The organism is Actinoplanes xinjiangensis (assembly GCF_003148685.1).
Classification (GTDB): Bacteria; Actinomycetota; Actinomycetes; order Mycobacteriales; family Micromonosporaceae; genus Actinoplanes; species Actinoplanes xinjiangensis.
The window spans coordinates 56,420-69,347 of record NZ_QGGR01000010.1 but is presented as its reverse complement, the minus strand read 5'-3'; the positions used below and the strand labels follow the sequence as shown (position 1 = coordinate 69,347).

General features: G+C 70.4%; 9 protein-coding genes. 2 read left to right on the top strand and 7 right to left on the bottom strand.

The window, feature by feature from the left end; all coding sequences use genetic code 11:
- Window positions 1-55: 55 nt before the first annotated feature.
- Window positions 56-1,123 (top strand): DNA polymerase ligase N-terminal domain-containing protein, encoded by a 1,068-nt coding sequence (locus tag BC793_RS22740; RefSeq protein ID WP_109595417.1) that lies wholly within the window; start codon window positions 56-58, stop codon window positions 1,121-1,123.
- 129 nt (window positions 1,124-1,252) lie between these two features.
- On the opposite strand, the gene BC793_RS22735 is transcribed toward BC793_RS22740, so the two are convergent.
- From BC793_RS22735 to BC793_RS22715, 5 genes are all read right to left on the bottom strand, one after another.
- Window positions 1,253-2,338 carry an S-(hydroxymethyl)mycothiol dehydrogenase gene (locus BC793_RS22735; RefSeq protein ID WP_109595415.1) on the bottom strand — a complete coding sequence of 362 codons (1,086 nt, stop codon included), beginning with the start codon at window positions 2,336-2,338 and terminating at the stop codon, window positions 1,253-1,255.
- 55 nt (window positions 2,339-2,393) lie between these two features.
- Window positions 2,394-2,873, bottom strand: a complete 480-nt coding sequence (locus BC793_RS22730; RefSeq protein ID WP_109595413.1) for a MarR family winged helix-turn-helix transcriptional regulator — start codon at window positions 2,871-2,873, stop codon at window positions 2,394-2,396.
- 197 nt (window positions 2,874-3,070) lie between these two features.
- Entirely contained in the window at window positions 3,071-3,460 is a 390-nt protein-coding gene (locus BC793_RS22725; protein ID WP_109595411.1) for a cupin domain-containing protein, read from the bottom strand.
- Window positions 3,461-3,480: 20 nt separating this feature from the next.
- The gene (locus BC793_RS22720) at window positions 3,481-5,157 is read right to left on the bottom strand and encodes an EAL domain-containing protein (RefSeq protein WP_109595409.1); all 1,677 of its coding nucleotides are present in this window, start codon (window positions 5,155-5,157) and stop codon (window positions 3,481-3,483) included.
- Between the two features lie 339 nt (window positions 5,158-5,496).
- On the bottom strand, window positions 5,497-9,705 hold the full coding sequence (locus BC793_RS22715; RefSeq protein WP_109595407.1) for an AAA domain-containing protein: 4,209 nt from the start codon (window positions 9,703-9,705) through the stop codon (window positions 5,497-5,499).
- Window positions 9,706-9,835: 130 nt separating this feature from the next.
- On the opposite strand from BC793_RS22715, the gene BC793_RS22710 reads away from it, so the two are divergent.
- Complete coding sequence (locus tag BC793_RS22710; protein WP_109595405.1) at window positions 9,836-10,702, top strand: hypothetical protein; 867 nt, start codon at window positions 9,836-9,838, stop codon at window positions 10,700-10,702.
- Between the two features lie 273 nt (window positions 10,703-10,975).
- On the opposite strand, the gene BC793_RS22705 is transcribed toward BC793_RS22710, so the two are convergent.
- A complete protein-coding gene (locus BC793_RS22705) occupies window positions 10,976-11,644 on the bottom strand; it encodes a hypothetical protein (RefSeq protein ID WP_109595403.1) in 669 nt (222 codons plus the stop codon).
- 718 nt (window positions 11,645-12,362) lie between these two features.
- The gene (locus tag BC793_RS22700) at window positions 12,363-12,818 is read right to left on the bottom strand and encodes a hypothetical protein (protein ID WP_109595401.1); all 456 of its coding nucleotides are present in this window, start codon (window positions 12,816-12,818) and stop codon (window positions 12,363-12,365) included.
- Between the last annotated feature and the right edge of the window lie 110 nt (window positions 12,819-12,928).

Genomic DNA, 12,928 nt, shown 5'->3' with positions numbered 1-12,928 from the left:
CCGAGGCAAGTTACACCGGTGTATTTCTCCCCGCGGCCGGGCAGACAATCGAGACATGACCGACCGCCTCGACGAGTACCGGCGCAAGCGCGACGCCCGGCGCACCCCCGAGCCGGTGCCGGCGGCCAGTCCGCCGGCCACGGACACGAAACGGTTCGTCATCCAGCAGCACCACGCGCGCAGCCTGCACTGGGACGTCCGGCTGGAACGCGACGGCGTGCTCGTCTCGTTCGCCGTGCCGCGCGGGCTCCCTCGCGATCAGGGCCGCAATCACCTGGCCAAACACACCGAGGACCACCCGCTGGAGTATCTGCGGTTCGCCGGCGAGATCCCGGCCGGCGAGTACGGCGGCGGCCGTATGACGATCTTCGACCGGGGCACCTACGAGGCCGACAAGTGGCGCGACGACGAGATCGGCGTCACCTTCCACGGGGAACGTACCCACGGGCGCTACGTCTTCTTCCGGACCGAGGATCGCGACTGGATGGTCCGGCGGATGGATCCGCCCGAGCCGGGCTGGGAGCCGATGCCCGAGACGACGGCGCCGATGCTCGCGACCCCGTCGGCGGGGCTACCGCCCGATGACGCCGACTGGGGATACGAGATGGCGTGGGGCGGGCGCCGCGTCCTCGCGTACGTCTCGGGGGGAAGACTGCGTCTCACCGATGCCGCCGGAACCGATGTGACCAGGTGGTTCCCGGAGGTCAGGCCGCTCGGGCCGGCGCTCGCGCCGGTCGAGGCCGTGCTCGACGGTGAGATCGTCGCCTTCGCCGGCACCCGTCCGGATCAGGGCCTGCTGGCCCGGCGCGAGGCGCCGAAGGACGCCGCCGCGGCGAAACGGGCGGCCGAGCGGACGCCGGTGCAGTTCCTGGTGTACGACCTGCTGTGGCTGGAGGGCCACTCCACGATGGAGCTGGTCCGTTACGCCGAGCGGCGGGAGCTGCTGGACGGCCTGGCGCTGTCCGGCCCGCACTGGCAGACGCCCCCGTTCTTCGCCGGCGGCGGCGAGTTCGCGTGTGAGGCCGCTCAGGCGCAGGGCCTGCCGGGAGTCGTCGCGAAACGCCTGGACTCCCCCTACCTGCCCGGCCGGGCGAGCCGCCTGTGGCGAAGCATCCGAGCCTGAGGAGGGTCGAGGACGTCGGTCCGGAGGACGGCGGTGGCATCGGTTCACCGGCTCTCGCCCGGACCGCCGCCCTCTGTCGGGACCACCCGGCCGACTGTCTTACGCCGGCCTGCGCCCACTACCGGGCGATCAGAAGATCACCACGGAGCGCAGCACGTCACCGGTGTGCATCTTGCCGAACGCCTGCTCGACCTCGTCCAGCGCGATCTCCTCGGTGACGAACGCGTCCAGGTCGAGCCTGCCCTGCCTGTACAGCTCGACGAGCAGGGGGAAGTCGCGGCTGGGCAGGCAGTCGCCGTACCAGCTGGATTTGAGCGCGCCACCGCGGCCGAAGACGTCGAGCAGCGGCAGCTCGATGGTCATCTCCGGGGTGGGCACGCCGACCAGCACCACCGTGCCGGCCAGGTCGCGGGCGTAGAAGGCCTGCCGGTACGTCTCCGGGCGGCCGACCGCCTCGACCACGACGTCGGCGCCGTTGCCACCGGTGAGCGCCTTGACCGCCTCGACCACGTCGGCCTCGCGCGCGTTGATCGTGTGGGTCGCCCCGAACCCGCGGGCCCACTCCAGTTTCCGGTCGTCGGTGTCGATCGCGATGATCGTGGTGGCGCCGGCCAGGGCCGCGCCCGCCACCGCGCCGTCGCCGACACCGCCGCAGCCGATCACCGCGACCGAGTCGCCGCGGGTCACGCCGCCGGTGTTGATCGCCGCGCCGATGCCGGCCATCACGCCGCAGCCGAGCAGGCCGACCGCGGCGGGCCGGACCGACGGGTCGACCTTCGTGCACTGGCCGGCGTGCACCAGCGTCTTCTCCACGAACGCGCCGACGCCGAGTGCCGGGGACAGCTCGGTGCCGTCCTCCAGGGTCATCCGCTGCTTCGCGTTGTGGGTGGCGAAGCAATACCACGGCTTGCCCTTGTTGCAGGCCCGGCAGTTGCCGCAGACGGCACGCCAGTTGAGCACCACGAAGTCGCCGGGTGCCACGTCGGTCACCCCGGCACCGACCGACTCGACCACACCGGCCGCCTCGTGGCCGAGCAGGAACGGGAACTCGTCGTTGATCCCGCCCTCGCGATAGTGCAGGTCGGTGTGGCAGACCCCGCAGGCCTGCACCTTGACGACCGCCTCGCCCGGTCCTGGGTCGGGAACCACGATGGTGGTCACCTCGACCGGTTTGCCCTTCTCCCGGGCGATCACGCCCCGCACCCGCTGGCTCATGCCGTACACGCACCTTTCACCGGTCGGTGGTCCGATCAGGACAGCCTTGCAGATCTCACCGGGAAACGGGACGGGAACGGACCTCCAGCGGGGTCTCCAGCAGCGACTCGGCGACCCTGGTCAACTGCCGGACCTGCGCCGGGCTCAGCCGGTCGAAGATGAGCTGCTGTACCGCCTCGGCGTGGCCGGGCGCCGACTCGACGACCTTGCGCCGCCCCTCGTCGGTGAGGACGGCGATCTGCACCCGCCCGTCCTCGGCGTCCCGTTCCCGGCGCACCCAGCCCTTCTGCTCCAGGCGGGCCACCACGTGGGAGAGCCGGGAGAGCGAGGCGCTGGCCCGTTTGGCCAGCTTGCTCATCGCCAGGCGCCGGTCCGGGCGCTCGGAGAGGGTCATCAGCACCAGATAGCCCATGTGGGTCAGACCGGAGTCGCGCTGTAGTTGCGCCTCCAAAGCGGCCGGGACCCGGACGAGCACCTCCACCACCTGCCGCCAGGCGTGCTGCTGCTCCTCGGTCAACCAGCGGGGCTCGTCCATCCTGGCAGGTTAGTGGCGATCGGCCGTTACGGTAGTGGCCGGACAGCCGGGATCCAGCCGAGGCGTTACGGATGGCCCATCGATTCGATCGACTTCCGTGAACTTGGGCAGGTAGGCTGTCCGGGGACTTTAACCCCGACACGGCGCCGGAACCGGCTGGCTGGGGGGCCTCGGCCGGTTCCGGCGTCGTGACTAATTCACTCGGTCGGCGGCTCGTCCTTGCCCGCCTCCTCGGCCGCGTCGGCCTCTTCCTTGGTCTTGTGCACCGCACCGTCGGCGTGCTCCGGCGGACCGTAGACGGTGTAGAGGACCAGCGGGTTCGGCCCCTCGTTGAGGAAGTTGTGCTTGCGACCGGCGGGCACGACCACCAGATCACCCTGGGCGACCTTGCGGGTCTGACCGCTGATCACGGCGGTGCCGACACCGCTGACGAAGGTCAGGATCTGGTCCACCTCGTGGACCTCCTCGCCGATCTCACCGCCCGGCGGGATCGTCATGATGACGAGTTGGGTGTGCTTTCCGGTCCAGAGCACGCGGCGGAAGTCGGGGCTCTGCTCAGCGACAGTGGCAATCGTGAAGTGCTCCATGACCTTCGACGTTACCCACGTCAGGGTTGGCGCAACCCGCCCGGCTCGACCGGCGACGGCCGGCCGATCAGATAGCCCTGGACGTAGTCGACGCCCAGCTCGCGCAGCATCCGCAGGGTCGCCTCGTCCTGCACGAACTCGGCGACGGTGTGGATCCCGTACGCCTGGCAGACCTGCACCAGTGCGCGTACCAGCACCTGGTCCTGCGGATTGTCGACGAGGTCCACGACGTACTCACCGTCGATCTTGACGAGGTCGATCGGGAACAGCCGCAGGTAGCGGAACGACGCGTACCCGGAGCCGAAGTCGTCGAGCGCCAGCCCGCAGCCGAGGTCGCGGACCCGGTCGGCGAACCGTCGCGCCTCGCTGAGGTTGCCGATCAGCGCCGTCTCGGTGATCTCGAAGGTCAGCTGCGCCGGTTCGACCCGGTAGCGCTCCAGCAGCTTCTCCACCTCGTTGGTGAGCCGCGGATCGCCGACCGAGCGGCCGGAGAGGTTGACCTGGAGGCACAGGCCGGGCTGCTCGGCGGCGAGGCGCATGGCCCGCTCGACCACCCACAGGTCGATGTCGAAGATCGCGTCGAGTCGCTCGGCGGTGTCCAGCACCTGGATCGGCGACTGCGGGCCGTCGGCCTCGTCGAGCACCCGGAGCAGCAGCTCGTGCCGGGTCACCCGGTTCGTCTGCAGCTCCAGGATCGGCTGCGAGTAGAGGGTGAACCGGTCGGTGCCGAGCGCGTCGGCGACCCGGCTGCGGTAGGAGCCCTGCCGATCACGGACCGGCACCGGATGCGCGACCAGGGTGATCGACCGGTCCGCCTCCCGCGACTGCCGCCAGGCCTGCTCGGCGTCGATCAGCAGGCCGTGGCTGCCCGCCTCGGCGTCGCGTTCGAACCGGACCAGGCCACCCCAGCAGTGGGACTGCTCGCTGAGCGCGGCGATCAGGTCGCGCGCCTGCTCGCGGGCGGAGCGCCAGGTGCTCCGCGCGAACAGGACACCGATCTCGTTCGGTCCGACCCGGCCGATCAGGTGCTCCGGGCGGGCCTTCTCCTCCACCAGCCGGGCAGCGCGGTGCAGCAGCTCGACGTTGTGGTCCGGGCGTACCCCCTCGGCGGTGTCACCGGCCTGGACCCGGACCACCAGAAGGGCACCGCCGGCACCGCGCAGCGCGCGGTCGATCTCGTCCGCGAACCGGGCGCGGATCAGCAGGCCGGTCGCCGGGTCCGGCTCGACCAGGGAGGCCTGCACGGTCTCGCCGCGCCGGGTGAGGCGAGCCGACTCGCGGCGGGCCCGCTCGCGGACCGAGACGTCGCGGACCATGCCGCGGATACCGCGGACCGCGCCGTCCGGGCCGGCCATCGGCTCCAGGGTGCAGTCGATGTCGAACCAGCCGCCGTCGGCGCGCATCAGCCGGACTGTGGTGTGCACGGTGGTCTGGCTGGTCCAGGCCTCGGTGATGGCGCCGAGAGCCTTGGCGTGGTCGTCGCGGTGCACGTGGCGGGCCAGGATCTGCCGGGTCTTGCCCTTCTCGGTGGGTGCCCGGCCGATCATCGCGGCGAAGGCCGGCGACCACACGATCTGATCACCGGCGGCGGTGTACGTGAACCAGGCCACCGCCCGCTCGTCGGCCGGCTGGCGTGGCTCCGGGAGGGTGTGCGACGGCGTGACGGTCCAGCGCTCCCGTTCTTCGGGCACCGTCATATACCGCCACCTCCCCCCTTGCGCACGGCCGCTTCCCCTGCCACCCAGGACCCCTTACCTATTACGACCTGTCACCGGGTCGTAGTAACAGTGGACGCAAGCGTCAAACTTCTGACGACTCTGCACGCAAGGCCAGGAGCAGGGAATTATCGCCCATCCAGAGTAACGAAACAACCGAATGGATGACCTCGTTCCCTTACATTTACGTCGAAATACCCTCGCTTACTCCATGACAGACAGTCACTACGAGTATTTGCTGTGGAACCTTCCGCATTTCCCTACCCGGTTCCCACCGTCCACATGCACCCAACGGAGTCATCAATGCACTCCGCGTGAGTGCTACACCGGAGTGATCTCCAACTCACTGATGCGCTGCCAGACCGGGCGCATCGCCACCTCCGGCTCCCGGGCGAAGACACTGCCCCGGATCCGCACGAACACACAGTTACCCACGCGCTCCAGCACCGACTGCCGGCGCATGTCGCTCTCCCACTGCTCCGGCCCCTGATAGGTGTCACCGTCGCACTCGATCGCGAGCCGCCGCCCGTCCGGCGCGTTCAGCACGAAATCGATCCGGTAGCCGCCGATCCGGAACTGCGGAATCGGCCGGAAACCACGGCTGACCAGCAACTTCAGAACCTCACGCTCGAAGTCGCTCTCGCAGTGCGCGGACGGATCGGCCGCCGAGGCCTCCGAGGGCAGATCGATGGCGTACGACAGGAGCCGTCCCCGGGCGTCGTCGGCGAGAAGCGCACCCGGCCGCACCGAGTGGAAGATCCACACCTGGTCGCGTGCCCGGGACGCCGCCACGTTGATCCGCCGGTGGTAGTCGCGCTTGGTGAACGCCGCGATCCGCGGATCCTTCTCGGACACCACCATCGACACCAGCACCACGTCGCGCTCGTCACCCTGGAACGTGTACGCGTCACCGACCCGCAGCCGTCGCGCCTGGATCTCGTCCTCACCGATCGCCTCGTGCAACTGCTCCAGCAGGTAGTTGGCCTGTCCACTACTGCTCAACAGGCTGATCACGCCGAGCGTCCGCCCGTCGTACCGCGGATCGGCGACGATCTTGGTGACCCGCTCGACCAGCGCGGTCGCCTCCTCCAGGTTCACGTCCCCGTATCCGGCGATCGTCTGCCGCACCCCGTCCGCGCAGAACACGGTCTGGATCGGCGGCAGCGCGGGCCGGTCCGCCCGCAACGGCCGGATCTTGCCGTCGTAGTAGTTACGCGACGAGAACTCGATGATCTGCGGTACCGACCGGAAGTGTTCGGTCAGCAGGATCCGCTCCGGCGAACGGCGGACCGCGTGGTCGTAGAGGGACGACTCCGGGTCGAAGTGCTCGGCCGACGGCACCCCGGTCAGATGCCGTTTGATCAGGCCCTCGACCGATCCGACGAACCCCAGCTGCGGGCCGATCTGCTGGTCGTCGCCGACCACCACGGCCCGCTCGGCGAGCGACAGCACCGGCAGCGCGAACAGGTCGGCCTGCGACGCCTCGTCCACGATCACCACGTCGAACCGGGCCCCGCCGGCGAACTGCTCGATCGCCCGGTCCACCGACATGACCCAGACCGGCACGGCGGTGACCGCGGACTCCATCGCCCGCTGCGCATGCGCCTGCCAGGTCGCCGCACTCCGGCCGGTGCCCTTGCCGATCTTGCGCAGCGCCGTGGTCCAGTCGGCCAGCGCGGCGCGGCGCCGGTCATCGAGCGCCCGGGACACCTCCAGCCAGGCCGACGCCACCACCAGCTCGCCGGTCAGTCGCCGGATCCGGTCCCGGGCCCGCTCCACCCGGCGGGCCAGCACCGCCGGGTCGACGTCCCCGACCACCCCGTCGAACCAGGTCTGCGCCCGCCGCCACTCCCAGGCCTCCAGGCAGGCCTGGCCGGAGACGACCGGGTGCTCGCCGCCGCCGATCTGCGCGGCCCACTCCGGCGCGGCCACCGCCAGCCGGCGGTACGCGGCGTCGAACCGCATCACGTCGGGCTGCAACAACACCAGCCGGCGCATCTCGGCGATCGCCTCGTCCCAGCCGTCCAGCGTCCGCCACGCCTCGACCAGGTGCGGCCACGCCGCCACCCGCTCCGCGACCGCCCGGTCCCCGGCGACCGTCCGCTCCATGGCGAACACCTCGGCCAGGGCCTCCAGGACCTCCGCCACCCCGGCCAGGCGGGACGCGTCGACCGCCAGCTCGCGCTGCGGCATCAGCACCGCGATCCGCCGGGCCAGCGGCGGCCACCGGTTCAGGTCGAAGTCGAGGGACTGTTTCGCGTCGGCGAGCAGGCCACCCGCCCAGATCTCCGGATCACCCCAGCCGGTGGCCGGCTCCGGGACGGCCAGCCGCTGCACCCATTCGAACCAGGCCTCGCCCAGCCGTTGGCGGGCCTGGGCACGGCGCACCGCCTTCCGCGCCAGGTCGACGTCGGCGGCCGTACGCAACGGCTCGCCGTCCACCCGCACCTCGTCGGCCAGCCGGTACAGCCCGGCCTGGAGGATCCGGTTCAGTCCACGACCGCCCTCGAACCGCTGATGTATCTCGGACAGCCGGGCGAGCAGCAGTTTCGGCTCGGCCAGGAACTGCTCCGACATGGTGATCCGATGCCCGGACACGTCCCGGGTCAGCGTGGCCAGCTCGGCGAACAGGTTCTCGGTGGCGACCACCTGGTCGTTCCACAGGGTGCGCCAGTGCGGGTCGTCGAGCAGCCGGCCCAGCCGGTCGGTCCAGGTGCCCTCACGCCGCCGCAGCCACGCCACGGCCTCGCGGACCTCGGTCAGCAGATCGGTCATGCCGGCACGGCCCTCCGCCCGTACCGCCGCGATGTCGACGCCCTCGTCCGCCAGCCGTGACAGACTCGCCTCGGTCCGGGCCATCCGCTCCCGCGCCGCGGTCGCCTCCGCGGTGTCCGGAAGGTCGGAGATCTCCGGAAGGGGCCGCTTCGCGGCCGCCCGGTCCTCCGGCGACAGCCGGGAGGCGAGTTTCAGCAGCGTGGCGAACTCCTCGATGGTCAACGGCGGCGGACCCGAGATCGGATCCGGGATGCCACCGTGCGCCGCGGCCCGCTCCCGCAGCCACCCGCCGACCTCGGTGGGAAGAAGAGCAACCCCACCGATCTGGTACGTCTGAGCCTCGCTCTCGGCGATCAGCCGCAGTCCCGCCATCGCCGCGGCCAGCTCCCGCTCCGCCTCCTCCAGGTTGCGGGTCAGCCGGTCCACCCGGCGCTCCTCAGCCTCCTTGTCGAGCGTCGCCGCCCGGTCGGAGAGTTCACGCGCCGCCAGTTGCAGCTGCACCAGCTGATCGGTGGTCCGGCCGAGCACCGCAAGACACAGCGGCTGCACCTCCTCCGGCAGCCCGTCCCGCAGCACCCGCAGCGGCTCCTCCTTCTGAGCCACCACCAGGACCCGCTTGCCGTTCGCCATCAGGTGACAGATCAGGTTGCGGATCGTGTGGGTCTTGCCGGTGCCCGGCGGCCCCTGCACGGCCACGTTGCGGTGATGCGCCAGACGGCGGGCGATCGACTCCTGCGCCTCGTTCGTCGGCAGCGGCATGAGCAGCCGCTCCCCCACCCGCTCCCACGTCTCCGGGGTGTCGTCCGGCATCAGCAGGCGGCTCGGCTCGTGCGCCACCACCGCGGCCAGCGCGCCGACCCCGCCTCCCGCACCTCCGCCGGTACTGCCGCTGGTCAAGCGGTTCCGCATGTTCTCCAGGAACCCGCGCAACTGCCGCTGCCGCGGGCGGGCGAACAGCACGGCCACATCCCGGACGAACGCCTCCGCCGACGGCTTCTCGTCCTCGGCCGCCACCACCGTGCGGTCGAAACCCAGCCGGGTCAGCGCACGCTCGAACAGCTCCCGGCGGTCCGGGTCGTTCCACAGCTCCACCTCGACCGCGCCACCCGGGCCGGTCAGCGCGGACAGTTGCGCCAGATGCCGGTCGTCCAGGCCGGCGAGCGCCTCGGTCTGAAGGCGGGACGGGCCGGCCGGGGACACCGTGATCAGGGCGCGGTCCGCGTCATACTCGATCAGGACCGGCGTCGCCACCAGCGGGTAGCGGATCCGCGTGCCGTCGATCACCGTCTCCAGGATGCCGTGACCCCAGACCAGCTCGGTGGTGGCCGCCGCCATGTCCAGCTGATGCATCCGGTCGAAGAGCCGCCGGTGCAGCTCACGGGTCTGCTCGGCCGCCGCCGTGGCCAGCGACCACGGCCGCCACACCTCGTCGCGCCAGGTCTCGAAGTCGGCACCCGCCTCGTCGAGCTGCGGCTCCTCACCGGCCGTCACCTCACCGCGCAGCCGCCGCCGCAGGGCCACCGGCACCGGCGCCGGACCGGGCAGTTCCGGACGGCCCACCCGCAGCCAGGAGGCATCGTCGGTCGCCGGGCCGACCCGGCAGTCGGGGTGCCGGGGAAGAGAGTTCAGCCAGTGCGCGTCCGACGGCACGGTCCGGGCCGGCCGCTCCATCTGGGCCCGCACCGCGAGCAGGTAATCCGCGACCGCCACAGCCCGATCACGGATCGTGGTGGGCGATTCCCGCTGGTCGGCCATCTCCGGAGTGTAGGGCCTGTGTGCGCCCCATGTTCCGGGGCGGCGCGTGGGGTTCCGGAACCGCTAAGGTGTCGCCGCTGATCTTGCAACGACGGTCCTGGGGAAGCACGTGAATCAAGGTTGGGCGGAGATGGACGGTAACGGGCACTACTGGCCCGGGCAGCCGCCGGCACTCCCGCCGGCGTACTACCCGACACCGGCCGATCCACTGGTCAGTCCGAACTACGAGGGCTGGTGGCAGCGCGGCATCACCCTCGCCCGGCAGACGTGGAAACAGGTATTGACCGTCCACGCGATCACCGCGATCCCGACGACCGCCCTCACCCTGCCCGCCGGCCTGCGCCTCGCCGACGAATCCGACGCGATGACCGCCGCGATCGAGGCCTCCCCGGGCCGGATGCCGGACCTCAGCGGATACCTTCCCGCCGTCCTCCAGTTCGGCGCGCTCAGCATCGTCGCGAGCCTGATCTCGGCGGTCGCCGTCGCCGTCAGCATCCAGCTCGTCGTCCTCGCCGCCACCGGCCGGCCCGTCAGCATCGCGGTCGCCTTCCGGGCCGGAGTCCGCCGTGCGCCGGCCGTCATCGGCTGGGGAGCGCTCGCCGCCTTCGTCTACCTCGGCGCGGCCCTGGCCTGCCTGCTGCCGATCGTCTACGTCGCCGCCGCACTGATCACCCTGCCGGTCGTCGCCACCCTGGAACGGGGCGCCGGAATCGGCCGCAGCTTCACCCTCTTCCACGCCGACCTCGGCACGTCGGTCTCCCGCATCGCCACCATGCTCGCCCTCAGTCTGGGCAGCCTCCTGGTGTTCGGCCTGATCGGCGGTGCCGTGGAAGTCGCTGTCGGCGGCGCTGCCGGGGTGATCGTCTCCACCCTCTTCACCAGCGTCGCCGGCCTGGTCATCGGAATCTTCACCACCCCGCTGCTGGTCGCCACCTACGCCGACATGCGTGCCCGCCGCGAACCGTTCTCCACCGCCTACCTGGTCCCGCCCACCTGATCCGCACGGCGCCACACGGAGAACCGGACCGGCCTTCCGGCCGGTCCGGTTCGCGTTGGGCGGGCCGGCGGCTGGCCCGCCTTTCGCTGGGATAGGTCCGTGGTGACGACGGCGATCGGGCCGGTCCCGGCCGGCACCCGCCGCGCCGGGACGCGGAGAGCCGCTGACCGCCGGGCCGGAACAGCGAGAGCGGTGACCGCTGGGCCGGCTCCGTAAGAGCGGTGACACGCCTGGCCGGCACCGTGGGTGCGGTGACCCGCCGGGCCGGGAGGGTCAGGGGAACTGCATGCGACGCGGGCGCGGGATCACCGGCGGCGGGAGCGGCAGGTCGTCGAGGTGGCTCCAGCTCAGGGTGCCGTTGTCGGTGGACTTGATCTCGCCGAGGCAGGCGCGGAGCAGACCCAGATTGGGCGCGCCCGCGAAGCCGGCGATGACGACCTCCGGTTGCGGCGCGATCCGGGCGATCGCCGCGCAGATCTTGGCGACCTCCCGCTCGTCGACCGCGTCCAGCGGCAACGGGGCCTCGACCGGCGAACGGCGCCAGGGCGGCCCGAACCGGCGCAGCAACTCGCGGGCGAGACGACCGAACGATCGGCCCACCTCCGCGTCGCGCATCGAGAGCCGGGCGGACTGGCCGTAGCACCAGGGCACCACGACGTGACCGTTGATCAGGACCAACTGGTAGACCGAGCGCGGCACGCTGATGATCTCCGCGCCGGGCAGGGTACCCAGGAAGAGGACGAGTTCCTCGTAGGGAAGAGGCCACCGAGGATTCGCCAGTACCCGTTCCATGGTCTGGGTCATGGCCGGATGAGCATGAACCTCACGGTCGATCGCCGTGCTCAGTGCCTCCGGTACGCGGGTCCACAGTTCATCCGCGACCTTGTCACCGAACTGCTCGATCAGCCATTCACTAGGACCGACGAGAACGTCTGGACGCATTCCCCACCACCACCGTCCGTGATGCCGACGTCACTGCTGGCTAGAAGAGTTGCACTTTCATTGATCGACTGGAAGAGGGAAGAACGAGATCACAACAACAAACGTGAATGAACTCGAACATGTCGATCAGCGCTTGGCCACAACGATGGAGCGGCGGGTCGGCGAGAAGCAAAACGTGCAACTTGCGCGGCGTGCCACAGGCGCAAGTTGCACGCCCGTTTCGCTATTCGCCATACCAGCTATTCAAGTCGAGAGATATTTCCTACCGGTGACGTGCGCGCAAACAATGCTTCACCGAGCGTGATCAAATACCGCGCGACCAGCAGATCGGTGAGTCGGTTGATCAACTGGCGGTCCGCCTGCCGACGGCGAGGGAGCTGAAATGAATTGCAGTACACGCGTCCGTTTTCACGTGAACGGCGCCGGCTCCCGCTCACGACGCCCCTGACCCGCAAGGGACAGCCGTCAAGTGTCAGATACCCGTCAGATCGCCGCCGGAGATGTCGAGGTCGGCGGGCAAACGCTCTCCACGGCGTGATCGAGCCTTCCGACGCAGTCCGACTTATCCGACGGTTCGGTTGTGGGCGATTAGCCGGATTGGAGGCATTCATGCCCGCGCGACGATGATGACGAGATCAAACCCGCACCGCCGGTAGTTTGCGGCAGGTGCCAAAAGCACGGCGGATCAATTCCGGCCATGCTTTTGGCGCGCTGCCAATTATCGGTGCACCGCCGGCTGAAATGGCAGCCACGTCTCCCGATCCTCGGCATACGGAGTGACGTTCTCCGGAAACCACACCAACTTCTTACTCCCGTCCGCGGTGCCGAGCAGGAAGTCGTAACCACGCACCAGTGCGACCGGGACCGGCGACACCCCGGCCAATTCGGCGAACAGCGCACGAGCCTCGGCCAGTTGCCGTCCCCGATCACCGATGGTGATGCCCAGGTCGAGGACCAGCGGGAACACGTCGAGGAACGACGGCTCCACCGGATCGGCCAGCTCGTTGGCCCGCAACTCACCGCCGACCGCGCCGCCGTCCGGCAACGGCCGCGACAGGAAGGTCTCCCCACGCCCGCCCCGGATCACCGCCATCCCGACCGCTGGCCCGATCTCCGCGGCGAACGCCGCCGCGCTGTGCCCCGAATGGAAGTAGACGTGCTCTTGAGTGGACACGGCGTCGCTCCTCTCCCCTGCTGGTGATCAGAAACCGGAACGAGACGGAGAAGCGGAGCCGGACGCCGGAGGGACCCCCGCGCCCGGGCCGCCGCGACTTCGCACCGTCC

Coding starts and splice junctions, on each gene's coding strand:
- BC793_RS22725 (WP_109595411.1), bottom strand. CDS start 3,460: ATGGAGCACTTCACGATTGCCACTGTCGCTGAGCAGAGCCCCGACTTC.
- BC793_RS22710 (WP_109595405.1), top strand. CDS start 9,836: ATGGACGGTAACGGGCACTACTGGCCCGGGCAGCCGCCGGCACTCCCG.
- BC793_RS22740 (WP_109595417.1), top strand. CDS start 56: ATGACCGACCGCCTCGACGAGTACCGGCGCAAGCGCGACGCCCGGCGC.
- BC793_RS22705 (WP_109595403.1), bottom strand. CDS start 11,644: ATGCGTCCAGACGTTCTCGTCGGTCCTAGTGAATGGCTGATCGAGCAG.
- BC793_RS22735 (WP_109595415.1), bottom strand. CDS start 2,338: ATGAGCCAGCGGGTGCGGGGCGTGATCGCCCGGGAGAAGGGCAAACCG.
- BC793_RS22720 (WP_109595409.1), bottom strand. CDS start 5,157: ATGACGGTGCCCGAAGAACGGGAGCGCTGGACCGTCACGCCGTCGCAC.
- BC793_RS22715 (WP_109595407.1), bottom strand. CDS start 9,705: ATGGCCGACCAGCGGGAATCGCCCACCACGATCCGTGATCGGGCTGTG.
- BC793_RS22730 (WP_109595413.1), bottom strand. CDS start 2,873: ATGGACGAGCCCCGCTGGTTGACCGAGGAGCAGCAGCACGCCTGGCGG.